Below are 20269 nucleotides of genomic sequence, written 5' to 3' on the forward strand. Positions count from 1 at the left end.
TTATAAACACCACCAATCTATGGGAACGTTTACATTAATAATGATGCAAAAGGAGAATCACATATGGAACGTGAACGATTACGCGAAGACCGGATTCACGGCAATGCCATGTACCCAGTCAGTGTGTATCCGGATATTCAACAATTGAATGGCGACAGTATTCTCGATTGCCACTGGCATGATGAAATGGAATTCACCATGGTCACTCAGGGCAGTGCAGTTTTTCAAATCGATATGAATACGGTAGAGGTTCAGGCGGGAGAAGCCATCTTTATCAATCGGGGGGAAATTCACGCAGGCTATCTGAAAGGCGATGTCCCTTGTGTTTTTTCATCCATCGTATTTAACCCGGAGCTGTTAGGCAGTCGTACGTTCGATGCTGTACAGGAGAAATTCGTTGGCCCACTAGTGCACAAAACGGTTCTCCCCCCTTACCATATCCAAACCGATGAAGCGTGGGGACAAGAAATTATTTTCCATTTGAAACGTATTTTCGCCGATCATGCCGCTGGGACACCAACCTGCGAGATGACAACCAAAGCTTACCTCTATCTAATATTTGCACAAATGTTTGAACATATGAGACCTGCTTCACTCAAAAGGACCATTCCGTCAGGCAGTCATGATAAAGTGGAGCGTCTGAAATCAGTGTTAAGCTATATTCACAAGCGTTACCCCGAACCACTCAAGTTAAAAGAACTGGCAGATGAAGCCAATATGAGCGAAGGACACTTTTGTCGCTTTTTCAAACAGATGGTGCAGAAAAGTCCGGTCGACTATATCAACTATTATCGCATCCAGCAGGCCTGTGTGCAGCTTGAGAATACCGATCACAAAATTGTCGATATTGCCATGGACGTTGGGTTCGAGCATTTGAGCTATTTCATTACAACATTCAAGAAACACAAGAACATTACCCCGTCCCAATATCGCAAAATGTTTTATGAGAAAGTGGCGATGGAACCTGCATTGGTCTAAGCTTAAACATCTTTCAGGACCAGCATTCGCACTCGGCACTCTGAACTAACGACACTTCACTGTTCTCCACTTTTATTTGAGTTAACAGATGCAAAAAAGGTGCTTCAGCCCGTTCGGCCGTAAGCACCTTCTTTATCATATTGATGTATGAATTTCATTTTACTTTTTCAATGTCTCCCATGAGCTGTACTCATGCACCGAGAATCCGTTAAAAGACGAATGCACACTTGCCATTTTCTCTACCAACTTGAGCTGTGCTTCCATATATGCTGTACCCTCTTCATAAAAGGTAATAAAATCACCTTCCTTGCTTTGCTTGGTCTCCACGGCGATCGATACTGTTTTACCCAAAAGGGACGCTTCCTCAAGCTCATCTTTCGCTACATTATAGATGGCCGCAGCCGTATCCCGGTAAGCCATAATGGTGATAGAGTCAAACTTGCGGATCATCCAGCTGCTTACATTCATCGTGGAACCCGGAATTTTATAACCATCCAGCCAGAAAGGCAGGTCAGCGGCTACAGGCATCTTCATCCGTGCAGCGCGATCAACGATATATTGAACATTTCCCTGCCACTGCGTAATCACACTGGCCTGATTGGTTTTCCACTCTGGATGCACATGAGGTTCAATATCCAGATGAATGCCTGCAAATTTCTCATTGGGCTCAACTTGATTTTGATACGCTTCAACCCAGTCCAGAAAGTCTGCAATTTGCCCCCGGCTCTCTGTCAGTCCCCAGGCAGGTCTTCCATCCATCACGTCCACGGCAATATTTTTCTCTCTGGCTTGACGAATGAAAGATGTATAGTACGGAAGCTTTACATCCCGATTCATTTGTAGGTAGATTGTATTGATTTTGTTCGTTGTGGCAAACTTCAGCACTAGCTGAGGGTTATTTTGAATCTGTGTGGTATCCCATACCCAGGTTGCTCTTACCGATCCCTGAACCGTTCCATGGATGGTTTCATAACTGTCAACTGAGCCAAGTGCAGTGGCCTTGCAAACATAAGCATTCCCCGTAAACAGCATGAAACAACTAATTAACAAAATGAATTGGTATCTCTTTTTGCTTTTCATATTTGTACACTCCCTTTGATGTTATGCAGCTCTATCGTGCAAATCTCGATGAAATTCTGTCGTTTTATATTCATTCATTGGATACAGTTTCGATGTACGACTATTTACATTGCTTTTATATGCAACATCATCTCTTAGACTTACGACGAAAGAATCATATAACATTATTTCGGGTATTCACACTTCTGTATTTATAGTTCTAAAGTCTTATTTATGAAAAACTTTTTAATTTTATCCTAATTTCACCCCAACATGGGTCATTTTTTGCATATGTACAACAGACGACTCAAGACCTAGTAAGCGTTTTCCTGTAAAAATAAAAAAAGGCCGCCCAAAGGCGACCTATACTTCTCCCCGTTTCAAAGAAGACTGACACGCTATTATTCGTTAATTACCAGCTGGAGCAGCCGGTGTATTCTCCACCATTTCATCGAACAGGGATACCAGCTCAATGCCTTCTGCCGAAATGCGCACCAAGCCTTTATCAGACAAGCGCAATTCAGGAATAACAACAAGTGCCAGCAGAGACAGCGTCATAAACGCGTTATTTAACGTACAGCCAGCAGACTGTAACGCTTCACTTATAGCAGCAGATTGAGCTGCTACCACTTCAAAAGATTCCGTGGACATCAGCCCTGCAATACGCAGCGGGAATTCGGTCACACCAGAGGCTGTCACGACGGCTACGCCGCCCTGCATGCCAATGACCCGGTTGCCCGCCTCAGCCATCAATGCGTCATTATTACCGATAATGAGCAGATTGTGACTGTCATGGGCTACGGTCATCGCAATGGCCGCAGGGCCTGTGAAGCCAATGCCCCCAACAAGGGCAACGGCACGATTGCCCGTTTGTTTGTGACGCTCGATCACCGCAATTTTGCAGATCTCATCTGAAGTTGAAACGACGACATTGCCATGTTCTACCGTGACATTAACATGCTGCTCTTTGGTATCCACATGATTCTCTGTCACATGAATCACTTTTGCGCCAATTGTTCCTTCGGTAATTGGCGCAGATAGCTCCATATCCTTCGGCTGAATGTTCGCTTCCAGTTTCACGGTGTTCAGCGCCTCTTTCGGATACGTGAAGCTGTCCCAGACTGCAGTCATTTTGCCGCTCTCTGCCACGACATGCCCTGCGGCAATCGTCATGCCTACACGGACATCTGCCAAGCGTCCATCCAGCAAAATAATGTCGGCGATATTCCCCGGAATAACCGCACCAATGTCGCGCGCTACACCGAAACGTTCAGCCGTATTAATCGTCGCCATCTGGAAAGCGGTAACCGGCTTCACCCCTTGAGAAATGGCCAAACGTACAACAAAGTCCATATGGCCTTCTTTGAGCAGTGATTCTGAACTCCGGTCATCCGTCACCAGCATCATGCGGCGTGTATCCAGGCCAAGCTCAGTACAGGCTTTGATCGTTTCTGCAACGTCATGCCATGCAGAGCCCTGACGCATTTTGGCGTACATGCCAAGCCGCAGGCGCTCCACCACATCTTCCTTCGTAACACATTCATGATCCCCTGTAACGCCGCTTGCTGCGTAGGCTGGCAGACGCCAGTCATCCGCCGCCCAAGTGAAGTGACCATCTGCCACCTTCCCTGCCCGAAGCGTCGCCTGGATCTCACCGATCATCGTCTCGTCCCCGTACACAACCCCAGGGAAGTTCATCACTTCACCGAGACCAATCATATCGGGCCCCCAGGAGAGAGCTTCCGCCACTTCTTCCGGTCCAATATAAGCGCCTGTTGTCTCCAGTCCAGGATGTGTGGAAGGAACACAGGAAGCCACCTGCATATATGCAGCCATTGGCGTCGTCCGAGCTTCATCCAGCATCAATCGCAAACCTTTAAGTCCAAGCACGTTGGAGATTTCATGCGGGTCAAAGAACCCTCCCGTTGTTCCGGAAGGCAGAACAGCTCTTGCAAACTCGGTTACTTTCATTTGTGTACTTTCAATGTGACAGTGCCCATCCAGCAATCCGGGAGCAATGTACTTGCCTTCTGCCTCAATAATACGTGTATTTTCTCCGATCGTATGACTTACATCTTTGCCAACATATGCAATCCGGGCTCCCTGTACCGCTACAGACATGCCTGGCAAAATTTCACCCGAAACCACATTAACCAGCGTTCCGCCCCGAATGACCAAGGTAGCAGGCAAATCCCCCCGTGCTGTTGCCACCAGATCCGGTACGCAATCCGCCATTAATGGGCGTTCAAAAGATGGTGTGTTCATATTGCTGCCTCCTTCATAAATAAACGATCCAAAAAAAATAGATTGTTACGATTATATGAGTCTCGCCGTCATGTGTAAAGAAAATTCACACCTATTGTGCATGAACACAAAGGATGAATCATTTTTTATCCATAGAACCTAATCCATCCAATCTGATGTCAGAGGAGATATCTATGAAGAGATATCTATTACCAATGATCCTCTCCCTGCCTCTCACAGCAAAGGCCAAACCTCATGGAGCTTCTTATTCCCCACATCGTATTCCCCAATACACAGAAAAACTTCCGTCCTTTCGAACGGAAGCCACCTTCAAGAACCTGACAACAAATTCAGTCGGCCTGAGCCGCAGACACCTTGCCCATATCATACAATTCCTCGGACTGGGACGTAATGAATGGACTCGGTTTCCCCATGCAATAGATATGCAGTAAATGCATCGCACGAGTACATGCCGTATAGAACAGCTTACGTTCGTGCTCCTGCGCATATTGCGATGCAGATCCGTCATAGATCAGAACCGCATCAAACTCCACACCTTTGGCAAGATACGCCGGGATAACATGCACACCCCGTTCAAAGGCCAGCGTTGTTTTCTTAATCAGCTTCGGTGTGGCAGGAAGTACTTTGCTTAATGCTTCATGGATGTCCTTGCTCTCTTCCGCAGTCTTACAGATGACCGCGACTGATTCATACCCTTCCTGTATCAGATGTTTGAGATCAGCTGTAATGACATCCAGATGCTCCTGTTCATTGGAGGAAACGATCACTTTTGGCTTCTCCCCACCCCGGTTAAATGGAACAATCTCTTCTCCACCCGGAACCATGCCGCGTGTAAACTCCACGATTTCCTGTGTTGAACGATAACTTCTCGTCAGCTCGATCACTTCCGTATTTTCCGGTCCATACAGATTGGTCAGCGGCCCCGTACCACTCAATACCGAAGAGTGTGCATAGATCGCTTGATTAAAATCTCCAAGTGCGGTGATTTTTGATCTCGGGAACAATCTTTTCATAAAGGCCAGTTGGAAGGCCGAGTAATCCTGTGCCTCGTCAATAATCACATGGCGGATATTGGAGTTAATATGGAATCCGAGCAGTAACTCACGCAGATACAAATATGGTGTGATATCCTCATAGGCCAGCTCCTGTACTCTCAGTCTGCGAAGTGTCATCTCACCAATCTCTTCCCAGTGTGAAGGCAGTGCTTCCTCTCCCAAGAGGCGAACCATCTGCGCCCGATCGTTGAACAAGTGCGCATACAGTTGACGGACATCGACAAAACGTAACGATTTGATCCATTTGCGCAGAGGCTTGAGCCGATCACTGACCACCATCCGAGCAAGGATCTCCCGTTCCTGCTGGAAATCATCGAACGTGTCCGCCTTCCCTTTTTGCTTTCGCTTGAGGCGCTGATAGGCCCGCTGCAGATCTTCCGGCTCCATCAGATCCATTTGTTGATCTACCCAAGGTGCTTCCAATTCACCTTTGCCAAAGGCCGATAACTCTTTCAGCATCCAGTCCCGCAGGATTTCCAATCGATTCACCAATTTGACGGATGGCTCGAAGCTATAGAATTTCTCGGCCATGGCCTCAGCTGTAACTACAGCCCGCCCCTGGAAACGAACCGGCTTAAACTTCATACCTTCAGACATCATGCTGTCCTTATAACGCGTTATCACCTTCAGGAAAGATTCGGATGACTTGAATCGAATACCGGACATACGCGCTTCATACTCAAGATCTTCTGTTCCGGTCAATACGTATTCAAGCTGAATGAATGGGTCTTCCAGCTGATACTCACGGCCCAAACGGCGTTCCAGATACTCCTGGAAGGTCGTTTGCAGCATATTTTCTTCCCCAAGCTCAGGCAGTACGGTGGAAACATAACTGTTGAACATCGGATTTGGCGAAAAAAGGACCATCTGATCTGCTTGCAGATGCTCACGGTATTTATAGAGAAGATACGCCACTCGTTGGAGTGCAGCCGATGTTTTACCACTGCCAGCAGCTCCCTGCACGATCAGCATGCGAGTCCGGTCATTACGGATAATCCGGTTCTGTTCCTTCTGGATCGTCGCTACAATGCTTTTCATCTGTGCATCCGAGGTTCGACTGAGAACAGCCTGTAACAGTTCATCCCCAATCGTAACCCCGGTGTCGAACATAAACCGGATACGTCCATCCCGAATGACAAACTGCCGCTTCATCTCAATATCGCCACTTATCTCACCGCTCGGGGTATGATACGTGACCGGACCTGGCGCACCATCGTAATACAGGTTCGATATGGGTGCTCGCCAGTCATAGACAAGGAAGGATTCCTCCTTCTCATCCAGTAATGATGCGATACCCAGATAGATCCGCTCTGCATTGGGGTAGCCATTTTCCTTAAAATCAATGCGGCCAAAATACGGTGAATGATGCAGCCGTTTCATTTTGTCCAGCGCTGCTGCCGTATTCAGATGACTGCGCTCCCGATCCGATAGAACCTGTGATTGCTGCCTCATACTGGTGGAGGTCTCACCCACGTCATCTGCTTCGCTGAAGTTCATGGTGACTTCGTCCCAGAAGTCTTTTCTCATTCCCACAACTTCGTCCCTGAAGGAACCTACCTCTTTTTCCAGGATGTCGATTTTCCGATCAATCTGTTCCGTTACAACATTGACCCGCTGTTGCTCCTCGCTCCATTGCTGGTCTGTACTCATATGTTAATACGCCCCTCTTTCCCCGGATTGTGTCCTCAAAAGCCCATTTGACAAGCCCGAAAAGGCTATGGTATAATTAATTAGAAAGTAAACATTTTTATTTTATGTTAATTAGTTCTAATTTTCTGAAAACCATTTTTTATTGTACCAGTGACAACGTCCCGATGCAAGCGGAGGCGTTTTTTGTTGTTTTCATTCTATTATTACCCTCGGATAGGATGAATATAGAACGCTCCCATACTATTGTCGTAATTCTTCTATGGTCTCTCTCCAGCGTGTGATGGCCCCAGCTTCGTCTTTTAATTGAAATGTTACCCCAGAAGTAATCTCCGCATAGGGTGCATGATCTACACGAACGTTTAACACCTGAGCTTCAAAACGATCTCTCGGATGCACAGCTTCCATGAGTTGCGGCAGTGAAGTCACATTCAGACGAATAGCTGACAAACTTTGCTGATGAACAGCAATCAAGGTAGCCTTGCCTGTTCGGCTCATATTCATACTTGTCTGTGTTCCCGGCCATAAAGCCAGTCTCAGCAAGTTGGGCGCGATAGCAATAACTTCCCCCATACTAATCATCGCCTGATGCGGCCAGCCATCTTCGGACACAGTCAGCAATTGCATCGCTTCGTGCTGCTTCTGCTCCAGATCCTGTCCATTGAACCACTCCATCCATTCAGTACTAAGCTGTGTTAAATTCATACGTATCTACCTCGGTTCGGTTGAGTTGGTTGCACAAGGTTTGTGCTATGTATGCAAAACAACCCGGACACACTGTCCGGGCTGGTTGTGATTCCATTGTATATGATGAAACCACATCACCGCAAACCGTATTACCATGTTTACGGCCATTTAAGCCAATTCAGAATTTTATCCTGTGACTCCTTGTCTTCACTGGCACTATGCACATGTTCCGCAAGCCGGTTTAAACGTTCCAGCTGGTAGCCATAATCATAGATTGCAGCGGCTACGATGGACAATCTCAGCATCCCTTCCTGATCAATATCAAACTGGGAAATGGCCTGCTCCATGAAACGATCATTATCCAAAATGAACTGTGCCGCTTCTTCCCCGTTTGGTTTCAGCTTATCCTCGAATTTGAGCAGCGCATGTTCATGGAATTTGATCACAAGCTCCAGATGTGTATCAAAGAACTGATCCATTTCAGGTGTGCGCTGTGCCTGGAAATAATGGCGTTCTACCGAATCCAGCACATCGAATCCTTTTTGCAGACTCAGCAGCATCTGTTTGTATACGACCATCTGCCGGGTCTCGCTGAATTTGGAACGTTTCATCTTCTTCTGTTCTTCTTCAAACAAATTATACTTATCTGACAAAGATTTAATGGAACCGCCCAGATTGTTTTTCTCATCCCGGAACACCACTTCCTTGATCTCATCTGAGATTGACGTCCGCAGCAGTAGTGACATGCCACTGAACACACTCTGAATCTGCTTCACGAACTGAACCTTTGGCTTGGGTGGAAATACCGTTATATTAATAAGAAAAGCAGATACTATGCCGACAAGTGTCAGCAGGAAACGATTCAATGCAAAATGCCAGTCACCCGACGCTTCCATAATTGAAACAACGGTTACCAGCGTCAGGCCGACCGTTTCGCCCATATTTAATTTAAGACAAATCATAATAACCAGCACAATAATTAACCCGACGGCGATGGGCTCATTGGATAGCACCATGCCTCCCAGCAAGGCCACAATTGCCCCTAGTGTGGTGGTCTGCAGCTGATCCAGGAAATACTTCCAGGAACGATATATGGATGGCTGCATCGCAAAGATGGCCGCAATCGCTGCGGGGACGGGAGATTGCGGGTTCAGGAACATGCTGCTAAGGTACAGGGCCAGCGTGACCGCAATCCCTGTCTTAAGTACACGTGCACCAAATGACATGGTGACCCCTCCTCTTTTTCAAAACTGATTTCATTCGTTGGATGATCATTATCATTATTACCCCATATTTCTTTTTTTGCCCGAATCATTTCAGGAGAACGATTTATTGTATCATGGAAGCCTTTGGGTTACCATGCCCTGTATCCTGATGCTGAGTTAAATTCCCTATTACTTCTATGTATACACAACAATACCCCACACTCCACTCTCGGAAGTAAGGGGTATTGTAGGTTTAAGTCTAAACGGAGAAAGTTATGAGAACCTTCCTTCCCATTCACGCTTAAATTGCTCCACGAACTGCACCATAAAGTCATGACGCTGCTCTGCCAGTTCCTTGCCATAGGACGTGTTCATCAGATCTTTAAGCTTAAACAGCTTTTCGTAAAAGTGATTGATCGTTGTACTGCGTCCATTCCGATATTCCTCCCGCGACATCTGCTCTCGTGGCGATAGAGCAGGATCATACATCTCACGACCTCTCGCGCCAGCAAAAGCAAACGTACGCGCAATACCAATAGCGCCCAGCGCATCCAGGCGATCTGCATCCTGCACCACCTGAGCTTCCAGGGATGAGACGGCAGGGCGTTGTCCTCCTGCATAGGAAATGGAACTAATGATGTGTACCACAGCTTCCCGTGTGCCCGCTTCAAGCGGCTGGGTGTCCAGCCATGCATTCAGCTTCGCCATTCCGGATTCGAGACTTTCGTTAAGCTTCTCATCCGGCACATCATGAAGCAATGCAGCGAGTTCACAGATAAAGGGATCAGCACCCATACGGTGTGCAAGCTCGACCGCAAGTGCGGTCACCCGCTCGATATGGGGCCAGTCATGACCATCTGTATGTGCGGCCGCATCTCCTTTAACAAAAGCGCGAGCCGCCCGAAGAATAGCCTCTCCTGTTAACGTACCATCAACCTGATCCCCATGCCCTGATTGTTGCGTGCTTTGGTTCAGATGTTGAGGGGAATTCTCTTGCATCTTACACGTCCCCGCCTTCGCGAGTTTGTTCACGCGGTATACGTCTTGCAACACCGGTCTTGACCGCTGCTTCAATCACGCGATTGCGCATCGATTTGACGATTTTATCATTGAACACACTCGGAATAATATAATAACGGGTGCGCTCTTCATCCGAAATGGCTGAAGCAATCGCCTGAGCTGCTGCGAGCTTCATCTCCTCATTAATCTCACTGGCACGGCAATCCAGCACGGCTCTGAACATACCTGGGAAACACAATACGTTATTGATCTGATTCGGATAATCTGATCGCCCTGTAGCCATGACAGCAACGATATCTTCCACCACAGACGGCATAATCTCCGGTACCGGATTCGCCATGGCGAAGACAATTGGGTCGGCGGCCATGGTTTGCACATCTTCCCGGGTTAACAGATTACCTCGTGACAGACCGATGAAGACATCTGCCCCGCGAATCACATCACGAAGTGAGCCTGTCTCCAGTTCTGGATTGGTACGAGCCGCATAATCGCTCCATACTTCATTTTCATAGGTATTCGTCCGTACCAGCGCACCTTCACGATCAACTCCGACAACCCGACTCGCACCCGCGGACAGCAGAATATTACTGCACGCCACACCTGCTGCACCAATACCACAGACGACAATTTTTACATCTGTGATGGACTTGCCAACCAGCTTGAGAGCATTGATCAGACCTGCGTACAACACAACTGCTGTACCATGCTGATCATCATGAAATACCGGAATGTCCAGTTCCTCATTCAGACGACGCTCAATTTCAAAGCAACGCGGTGAAGAAATATCCTCCAGATTAATCCCGCCAAATGCTGGTGAGATCGCTTTCACAGTTCGAATGATTTCCTCAGTATCCTGTGTATCCAGGCAGATCGGGAAAGCGTCCACTCCTGCAAACTGTTTGAACAACATTGCTTTACCTTCCATGACTGGCATCGCGGCACGTGGTCCAATGTTGCCGAGTCCAAGCACGGCACTACCATCCGATACTACGGCAACCGTATTCCGCTTGATTGTCAGCGAAAATGCTTTTCCAGGCTCTTCTGATATAGCCGAACATACCCGGGCCACATCCGGTGTATATACGCGTGACAGATCTTCCCGGTTATGAATCGGGACCTTCGGAGTAACCTCAATCTTGCCGCCCAAGTGCAGCAGGAACGTCCGGTCCGATACGTTTATGATGGATGCCCCTTTAAGCTGGCGCACCCCTTCTATAATTTTGCTGTTATCTTGTGCATCCGTTACAGCGACAGTTAAGTCGCGCACACTTACATCCTGATTGGTCGAAATTACGTCAATGGCGATAATGTCTCCACCAGCTTCCGAGATGGCCGAGGCCACTTCGCCAAACTTGATGTCTTTTGTTGTCATTTCCAGCCGAATAATAAAGCTGTTACCGTCTAAATTCCTTTGATTCATTCCAATTCCTCCCAGACTGAAAGTCATGAGTTGCAATGTTACCTGTTTGTCTTCGCTGCGCGGACACGTTTATCCTTTATCTTGCCCAGAAAAAGTACTCAGCGTGATCTAAATACGACAAAAAGGACCACCCTCTCCGTCTGAACGAGACATTAAGGGTGACCCTTCCTGCATGCTATATAAGTTGAACTAAAGATTATTTACGCTCAGCCGCTCTGCGCAGTACTCTGATATCATATGGCTGCAAATCCAGGCCGGCCTCCACAGCATCACCACTCAGCAGATCACTATAGGACTGGTTATCCAGTTGTACTTGCTTCGGCTCCGGTGTATAGTTCTGCACAAATACATAATCTGCTGTGCCATCAGTACGAATGTGTGCTGTAACTCCAGCAGGAAGCTGGGTTTCAAGAGCACGCTCAATACCCAGATCAGCGATTAGACTGCCATAGAAATCATCGTAAAATGGAGCCTTGAAACGTGTCGCCATATAATAAGCTTTACCTGAACCAAGACGGTTAACGGTCAAAGCAGGCCGTCCAGCATAGAAGTCGGAGCGATATGTCGCCAGCGCTTCTGCACCTTCCAGATGAATCAGGTCGCATAATTCGAAAGCATCATACTCGGCATTCAGTTGAAGCTCGTTGCCTTGCACAGGCACAACCCCATTCAGATCACGGTCATGCAAGCCGTCAATCTCTTCTGACCAGATCCCCAGTGTCTTGCGAAGCGGTCCAGGGAATCCTCCCAGGAAGCAAAGATCATTCTCATTTACGATACCTGACCAATACGTGGCTACAAATGTACCGCCATTTTCCACGAATCGCTCAATGCGTTCGCCGACGCCTTCACGTACCAGATAGAGCATAGGTGCGATGAGCAGTTTGTACTTGGAGAGATCAGCATCCATGTCGATAACGTCCACAGGAACACCTTTTTTCCAAAAGGCATCATAATGCCATTCTACCGTCTGCTCGTACTTCACTCCGATGTTACGCGGTCCTTGGGAATCCTTTACTGCCCACCGGTTTTCCCAGTCGAAGATGATGGCAACTTCGGCCGGAACGGACGTTCCAACCACCGCCTGCATTCCTTCAAGTGCCGTTCCCACATCAGTAACATCTTGGAACACACGGGTATGTTCATGCCCAACATGGTCCACAACCGCTCCATGAAGCTTTTCACTCGAACCCCGGCTCTTTCTCCACTGGAAGTATTGTACACTGTCCGAGCCGTGCGCTACCGCTTGTAAAGACGCCAGCAAATGCATGCCCGGACGTTTCAATTTGCTGGTCTCTTGCCAGTTAGTTGAGCTTGGTGTGCTCTCCATCAATAGAAATGGCTGCCCACCCTTAATGGAACGAACGATATCGTGCATCATTGCTACTCTGGATGCGAGTGTATCCTCTTCGTCCGCATCATGCCATGTCGGATAACTGTCCCATGACAGGAAATCCAGAATGTCAGCGAACTTCCAGTAGTTCAATCCTTCATAAAATTCCATCAGGTTGGTCGTTACTGGCAAATCGGGGTTTTTGGCCTTCAGCGGTTTCGTTTCATGTACAATAAAATCAGCGGTCTGGTCGGTGACAAACCTGCGCCAGTCCAAATTCATCGCATGGACCTGTGTCTCTCCGTGCGGGGCAGGAGACTCCACTTGACTCCAGTCTGTCACGGTATGGCTCCAGAAAGTTGTCCACCATGAATGATTCAACTCATCCAGAGTGCCGTATTTGTTTTTCACCCAGCCGCGAAAAGCTTCCTGACAATGATCACAGTGGCAATCCCCGCCGAATTCATTGGAAATGTGCCAGCCTATTACTGCGGGATGATCCGAATAACGTTCTGCAAGTTTGGTATTGATTGCAGTAACCTTCTCCCGGTATATCGGAGATGTATAACAATGGTTGTGACGGAAGCCATGCAGGTTGCGAACGCGATTGGCTCCAACACGCAACACTTCGGGATACTTGGCCGACATCCAGGCAGGTCTTGCACCGCTTGGGGTAGCCAAAAATGCGTAAATTCCATTTGCAGCAAACGTATCCAATACATGATCAAGCCAGTTAAACGTGTATACACCTTCTTCTGGTTCAAGGGATACCCATGAGAAGATACCAATGGACATTACATTACATTTGGCAAGCTTCATCAGGCGGATATCTTCTTCAAGGACTTCAGGATAGCGGAGCCATTGCTCCGGATTATAATCTGCACCATGCAACATCTGAGGTGCTTTGGAACTTACGGGTGGATATTTGTATGTCATGCTGACAACTCCTTGTTCATTTCATTTTAATTATCTATTTGATTAATGCAGCACTCTGCTGCTCATCCAATGCAGTGTCAGTTTCCTCTCCAGCCTTCAGTGCTGAAAACGATTGCAACTTCTGACCCTTGAAGTCAAACATCGTCAGGTTGCCCCAGTTATTCGGATGTCCAACAGACCACTCTTCCTTGCTAGGAATCCAGGCAGGCTCCCAGTAATAGAACCCTGCTCCGAGACCGCCGGGAACCTCACGAATAATTTGCAGCAGATCCTTCAGATAACGCGTCTGTCCTTCCACACTTGCCGGATACCCGGGCAGCAGCAGTTCTTCCTGATTCAGAATCCACTCATGGCCTTCAGGCTGCTGCAATGTCCAAGGATAAGCGGTTTCAACCACATTGATAGGTTTGCCATAGCGTTTAGCCAGGTCATGCAGATTATCACGCAGTGCATCCAGTGTTCCATGCCACCAAGGGTAATAGGAGAGCCCAATGATATCGAACTCTACACCAAGCGCTTCAAATCGATCATAAAACTTGCGACTCTCCGCATTATCACCACCGCGGTCTATATGAATCATAATTTTGATTTCTGAATCAATCGATTTAACAGCAGCGATGCCATACTTCACAAGTCCAGCAAAACGCTCCCACTGTTCGTCGGTATCATGCTCTTCCCCACCAACACGTCCTTCATCCCATAACATGCCCGGTGTAATTTCATTCCCCACTTGGACCATGTCCGGCAATGCATCATGCTCCTTGAGTGTTCTCAGCACATCTGCCGTATAAGTACATACCTCACGCTGCAGTTCCTCATAGGACAGCTTCTCCCACGCCTTTGGCTTCCATTGATTGGCTGGATCAGCCCAACGATCGGAATAATGAAAATCCAGCAAAAATTGCAAGCCTTGTTCCTTGATCCGTTTGGCAACTGCTACCGTCCGCTCCAGATTACAGAATCCGCCTACAGGATCATTCCAGATCCGCAACCGAATTGCATTGGCATCACCCAGCTTGAGAAGGGTCAGCAAGTCCGCCTGCTGTCCATGCTCATCACGATAGCTCCCACCATGCTGCTCAATTTCATCCATAAATGACACATCCATTCCGAGAATGAATGCCTCTTCCTTTAAATGACTCACTTCATCAACCTCCGTTTAATTTAGATGCAGGCTCAGCCTTTAACCGAGCCCAAGGTCATACCTTTGACAAAGAAGCGCTGCAGGAATGGATACACAATGAGGATTGGCGCACTTCCGATAAAAATTTGTGCCGCTCTTACTGTGGTTTGAGAAATGGTTTCCATCTCTTTCGGGTTCATGGCCATCGTACTCATATCACGTTTGATAATTACGGTCTGCATGAAAGTGGCCAGCGGATAATCCTTGGCATTGTTCATGTAGAGCAATCCGTCAAACCATGAGTTCCAATGAAATACCATGCTGAACAACGCAATCGTGGCGATCGATGGCATGGAAATCGGCAGGAAGATACTGAACAACGTTCTGAAGTGATTGGCACCATCCATCAGCGCCGCTTCCTCAAGCTCTTTCGGAATGCCTCGGAAAAAGTTTAGCATCAGAATAACGAGGAAGGTATTAACAGCTCCAGGAAGCACCAGCACCCAGAAAGAATCCATCAGACCGATCTTCTGGATGACCATATAGAAGGGAACGAGACCCCCATTGAAGATCATACTAAAAACAAAAATCCATGAATAGACGGTTCTTCCTTTAAATTCATTATTTTCTTTCGACAACGGGTACGCCGCCAAAAAGGTAATCAGCAACGTAATTCCCGTACCAATGACTGTCCGCAGCAAGGAAATCCAGAGAGAATTTAGGAAAATCGGATTATTCATCGTTTTTTTGTATGCTTCAAGTGAGAACCCTACCGGCCAGAGGCTGACGAGGTTGGCATCTGCGGCAGCCTTGTTACTGAAGGATACAGCCAGAACGTGAATCATCGGTACAATACACATAATGGCAACCAAAATGAGAAAACAAATATTGATGACATTGAACACGCGATAAGGCGTTGATTTATGATACATCGTGGTCCCTTCTTTCTCTGTTCATTCGATTAGAATATGCGATATCCGGCGTATTTCTTGGCTAAGCTGTATGACACAAGGATCAAGACCATGCTGATAACCGATTTAAATAATCCAATGGCAGTCGCGAAGCCCATCTCTCCATTTTCCAGCGCCGAGCGATAAACGAATGTATCAATAATGTCACCCGTTTGATATACAAGCGGGTTGTACAGATTGAAAATCTGATCGAACCCGGCGTTAAGTACGTTACCCAGTGCCAGTGTCCCAACCACCATCAGCATCGGTACAAGAGACGGGATGGTAATATGCAGCGTCTGCTTCCAACGACCCGCTCCGTCAATCTCTGCTGCTTCATACAGCGCCGGGTTAATGCCGGCAAGAGCAGCCAAGAAAACAATCATGTTATAGCCGAATTCCTTCCACACATCCGTCAGAATGATCGTCGGTCGAAACCAGCTGTTATCTCCAAGGAAGAAATATGGCCCAAGTCCGAATGTCCCCAGTACCCGGTTCACCAGTCCCCCGGTGGATAACAGATCAATCAGAATCCCGCCCAGGATAACCCAAGACAAGAAGTGAGGCAGATATACCAAGGTTTGGATCGTTCGCTGGATCGCCATCTTGCGAACCTCATTGAGCAGAATCGCGAACACAAACGGGACAAACAAGTTAAAGATGAGTTTGAGCACAGCAATAATCAGTGTATTCCAAATGACTTGCAGGCTGTCCTCGCGTTCAAACAAATATCTAAAATTATCTAGCCCGACCCACTCCGAGCCGCTGATGCCGAGCCATGGTTTGTAGTTCTGAAATGCCATAACAATTCCGCCCATAGGCACATAACTGAATATGATCAAAAAGATGATGGCTGGCAGCAGCATTACGTGAAATGGCCAAGTTCGTTTTAAAGTTCTCATGATTGCTCCCCCTGTAATTCTTCCTACTCAAGTACTCCCTGAGTGGCTTATACAGCGATTATATCAACCGTTTGCATAGGTCAAACAGCACATAAAAGCAATATAAATGGCACAAAAGCAACCAGTTTGGACTCGCTGTTATTCCAGTCATTCATCCAGTGCTGACCCGCAACTCCCCAATGTAAAATCAAGCTCTAATAACGACAAAAAAAGCGCGCAGACTTGGTTCGTCTGCACGCCCTTGTATCCTTATTTTTTCACACTGTCATACCATTCGTTGACCTCTTGTGTAATTTGGTCGCCGCCACCCGATTTCCACGTTTGTACAAATGTATCGAACGCATCAACCGGATTTTTGCCATAAATAATTTCGTTGAATGCTTGATTCTCAATTTTGTTCAGGTAGTCGAGCTTAGATTTCATCGTTGCAGTCGTTGGACCGGTAAACATGTTTTTGAACGAGATTTCTTCCTGACTGAGCAATACTTTTGCAGCAGCAGGGGTTTCTGGCCCATAGTTTACGGCTACATCCTTCTCAAGCTTCGTCTCAGGCTCTTTGCCATCCGCCAGATTCATTAAGGCTTTCATCTGAGCATCCGGAATACGAGCGCCGTCACGAACGAGCAAATAACGTACAACGTTCACATAGCCGCCTTCGATTTGGTCAATCGGCATTTGTTTGCCATTGGCATCCAATTGATAGTCATACTTAGCAAACAGGCCATTATCATACGGGCTACCCGGTGCCGGATCTGCATAATTGTCAAAAAGGTAGTTCTCATACGTGAAGAATGCTTCAGGGTGCTCCATGTCTTTCTTGATCAGAATGACACCGTTAACAAACTGTGTACCGTGGCGCATCGCTTTGCCTTCTGGGCCAGTCGGGATTTCAATCGGTTTCCAAACGGCACTCGGCACATTTTTCACCGTATCCAGAAGCGGCCATCCGCTCATCCAGTATGGACCTGGGATAATACCGGCTGTACCTGCGACTGCTGGCTCTGCTGTTTTGTTCTCATCCCACAATGCTGCTTCCTGCGGGATATATCCTTTTTTGAGCCATTCGCTTAATTTGGTCAGACCTTGCTTCATGCCAGGGTTAATGGAACCATACTCCAGCTTGCCATCTTCAGCTACATTCCATTGGAATGGCAGTGTTCCGTATGCACCAAAGATCCAGGATGGATCACCCATCCATGTGTTCATGGATGTTTTGAAACCGATGCTCAGTGGAGTAACCTTGTCTGGAGCTAATCCATCAGGATTTTGATTTTTGAACGCATCCATGACTTTTTCCAGTTCATCGATTGTTTTTGGCGCCTCCAGATTCAGCTTGTCCAGCCAGTCCTGGCGAATCCACAGCAGATAATCATTGTTGTACGCATAGTCAAGTACGGGAATACCCATTCTTTTGCCGTCACGGCTATACTGGTTCCATACATTGGGATCCTGCTCCATCGCTTTTTTCCAAGTGTCGGAAGCATATTTGTCGAAAAGTGGACCCGCTTCCTGATACATGCCGGAATCAATCAGATCCTGTGCGAGCAGGTTGTCCCCTACCGTTACCACATCAGGCATCTCCTGACCGGAAGACATCGCAAGACGAAGTTTTGTCGCGAATGCGTTGTTCGTATCCGTAACAGACCATAAGGATTTGATTTCAATTCCAAATTTGTCTTTGGCCCATTTGGTTGCCACGTTATTTTCCATAGATTCGCCATTTTTGAATTTTAGTTCAGGATCAATTCCCCATGCCGTTGTAATGGTTACTGCAGGATCATATTTTTCTTTGTATTCGTTTTCAACAGCTGGCGCACTTGATGCCTCGCTATCTCCTCCGCTATTTCCTCCTGTACAGCCTGCAAGGACGCCGGTCAGACACACCGCCGTTGCGAGAAGCGACAGTAATCTCTTTTTCGTGGATTTCGCTCTCAATGTTGTTCCCCCTTCAATCATTTTGGTTACCCTTTCATTATAGGCCTGCCGGGTCTTTCAGCCTATGTCACGAAAACAAGATTTCTGCACCTTTGGCAACCTATATATTGGAATGATGTTGAAATTATGCCTGATCCCGATATTCATTCGGTGTCATCCCGTAATGCTTTTTGAACATTTTGCTGAAATATTGCGGATTTTGGTACCCTAGCTCACTCGTAATCTCGTATATCTTTTTGTTGGTGTTTTTGAGCAAATACAATGCACGCTCCATCCGCATGCGAATCATATAATCGCCCAGCCCCTCACCTGTCTCGGCTTTGTAGATCTTGGACAAGTAAACGGGATGCAAATACACCTTGTCTGCGATCATCTTCACGGACAGATCCTGTCCTGCGTCTCTCGTTACCATCTCCTGAACCTGCTTGATGACGTGTCTGCGGCTCTGTACTCCTTCGTGATCCGATAACTCCTCCTGCAGCTTGGCAAGCATCTCAGTTGCCCAGCGGCGAAGCTTGTCAGGTGATTGAATCAACTGATGAGCAAGCAGCAGGTCGAATCCCGCATGATCAATTTCATGTACGAGATGTCCTTGCTTGTGCGCGATATACATAAAGGCATTCGTTACAGATAAATACATCTCATATACATGCTCTCTTGAGAGACATACACGTTCTGCTGCATCAAATACGGCATTCAGTTTACGTGCCGCTGCCTCCCACTGTTTGGTTTCAAGCAATTGAGGCAGTACGGGTGGCTTATAGAGCTCTTCAAGCGCTTGAGCCGCATCATTCTCCGGTCGTTTCGACAGTTCTGTATCCATGTAAATAATCGTATTTTCCTCTGGACCCGATAGAACGAGTGATCCTAAACCTTTACGATAAGCGGTCGTCAGATCGGCAAATTGAAACGGTGCTGTCACCACCATGGACAGATCGCCTTGCAGATATCGAATAACATGCTCGCGGAAAGTCCCAACTGGTTGCTTCAATTCATCCACATTTGTCTGAGCTGGCTCCGTCCAGCCCTGATTCTGTATAATCATGACTAGACTCTCATGGGGACCTCTCCCAAACCATACGTTGAAATGCGGACCAAACACCTCTTCGGCAATATTACCAACCGCAAACTCCATCAAATCCAGTGATTGCTGATCCATTGCCGAGAACCGGCCTGTAAGGCGAATTAGCATCATAACTGCCGGTTGATCCGGCTGAAGCACAATCTCATACTTCTCAAGCTGTTCACCCAGTGCTCGTGCTGTAATCTCGCGGCCCAATAACAAATCATGCATCAGATTCTCCCGCAAAATTTTATAATCTGACTTCCGGCTGTATAACAAGCGATGGTATTTATCAAATTCATCCCAATCATCCCGAAGGGACGTGATGGCAGCAGAGACCGAAGCCATGAATTCCTCATCGTTCACCGGCTTGAGAATATAATCTGCAGCCTGCAGTTGGATAGCTTTTTTGGCATATTGAAAATCACTGTGTCCGGTCAGCAGGATACAGCGTATATGCGCCCATCGACAGCATACCTCCTCGACCAGCTCCAGCCCGGACATGCCCGGCATTCGAATATCGGTCACCACGAGATCCACTGCATTCTCTTCTAAGATCCGCAACGCTTCCTTGCCAGATGCCGCACGCAAAACTGTCGTCACCCCGAGCTCGCCCCAGGGAATGGTCAATTCCAGACTTTCCGTTACATACGTTTCATCATCCACCAATAAGATATCAATCAAGACAGTC

Annotated in this window: 14 protein-coding genes; 1 reads left to right on the forward strand and 13 read right to left on the reverse strand. The window is 47.3% G+C overall.

Features of this window, described 5'->3' with window-relative positions; all coding sequences use genetic code 11:
• Positions 1-63 precede the first annotated feature (63 nt).
• Positions 64-978 (forward strand): helix-turn-helix transcriptional regulator, encoded by a 915-nt coding sequence (locus DC345_RS08490; protein WP_113052707.1) that lies wholly within the window; start codon positions 64-66, stop codon positions 976-978.
• A gap of 159 nt (positions 979-1137) precedes the next feature.
• Here the strand turns inward: DC345_RS08490 and DC345_RS08495 are convergent, their stop codons facing one another.
• From DC345_RS08495 to DC345_RS08555, 13 genes are all read right to left on the reverse strand, one after another.
• On the reverse strand, positions 1138-2058 hold the full coding sequence (locus DC345_RS08495) for a hypothetical protein (protein WP_113052708.1): 921 nt from the start codon (positions 2056-2058) through the stop codon (positions 1138-1140).
• A gap of 387 nt (positions 2059-2445) precedes the next feature.
• On the reverse strand, positions 2446-4302 hold the full coding sequence (gene ade, locus DC345_RS08500; protein ID WP_113052709.1) for an adenine deaminase: 1857 nt from the start codon (positions 4300-4302) through the stop codon (positions 2446-2448).
• 329 nt (positions 4303-4631) lie between these two features.
• Positions 4632-7007 (reverse strand): RNA polymerase recycling motor HelD, encoded by a 2376-nt coding sequence (helD, locus tag DC345_RS08505; RefSeq protein WP_113052710.1) that lies wholly within the window; start codon positions 7005-7007, stop codon positions 4632-4634.
• A gap of 240 nt (positions 7008-7247) precedes the next feature.
• Positions 7248-7709 (reverse strand): pyridoxamine 5'-phosphate oxidase family protein, encoded by a 462-nt coding sequence (locus tag DC345_RS08510; protein ID WP_113052711.1) that lies wholly within the window; start codon positions 7707-7709, stop codon positions 7248-7250.
• A gap of 140 nt (positions 7710-7849) precedes the next feature.
• Positions 7850-8917: an FUSC family protein gene (locus DC345_RS08515; RefSeq protein WP_113052712.1), complete on the reverse strand. Its 1068-nt coding sequence runs from the start codon at positions 8915-8917 to the stop codon at positions 7850-7852.
• Positions 8918-9169: 252 nt separating this feature from the next.
• Positions 9170-9895: an HD domain-containing protein gene (locus DC345_RS08520; RefSeq protein ID WP_113052713.1), complete on the reverse strand. Its 726-nt coding sequence runs from the start codon at positions 9893-9895 to the stop codon at positions 9170-9172.
• 1 nt (position 9896) lies between these two features.
• The gene (locus tag DC345_RS08525) at positions 9897-11336 is read right to left on the reverse strand and encodes an NAD-dependent malic enzyme (RefSeq protein WP_113052714.1); all 1440 of its coding nucleotides are present in this window, start codon (positions 11334-11336) and stop codon (positions 9897-9899) included.
• A 196-nt stretch (positions 11337-11532) separates the two neighbouring features.
• Positions 11533-13605, reverse strand: a complete 2073-nt coding sequence (locus DC345_RS08530; RefSeq protein ID WP_113052715.1) for a beta-galactosidase — start codon at positions 13603-13605, stop codon at positions 11533-11535.
• Between the two features lie 34 nt (positions 13606-13639).
• Positions 13640-14749, reverse strand: a complete 1110-nt coding sequence (locus DC345_RS08535) for a glycoside hydrolase family 53 protein (RefSeq protein WP_113052716.1) — start codon at positions 14747-14749, stop codon at positions 13640-13642.
• Between the two features lie 32 nt (positions 14750-14781).
• Complete coding sequence (locus DC345_RS08540; RefSeq protein ID WP_062321957.1) at positions 14782-15660, reverse strand: carbohydrate ABC transporter permease; 879 nt, start codon at positions 15658-15660, stop codon at positions 14782-14784.
• Between the two features lie 29 nt (positions 15661-15689).
• On the reverse strand, positions 15690-16580 hold the full coding sequence (locus tag DC345_RS08545) for an ABC transporter permease (RefSeq protein ID WP_062321959.1): 891 nt from the start codon (positions 16578-16580) through the stop codon (positions 15690-15692).
• A gap of 249 nt (positions 16581-16829) precedes the next feature.
• A complete protein-coding gene (locus DC345_RS08550) occupies positions 16830-18515 on the reverse strand; it encodes a type 2 periplasmic-binding domain-containing protein (protein ID WP_113052870.1) in 1686 nt (561 codons plus the stop codon).
• A gap of 124 nt (positions 18516-18639) precedes the next feature.
• Complete coding sequence (locus DC345_RS08555) at positions 18640-20262, reverse strand: response regulator (RefSeq protein WP_113052717.1); 1623 nt, start codon at positions 20260-20262, stop codon at positions 18640-18642.
• Positions 20263-20269 lie beyond the last annotated feature (7 nt).

Origin of the sequence: Paenibacillus taichungensis (genome assembly GCF_003287275.1) — a bacterium.
GTDB classification, from domain to species: Bacteria; Bacillota; Bacilli; order Paenibacillales; family Paenibacillaceae; genus Paenibacillus; species Paenibacillus taichungensis_A.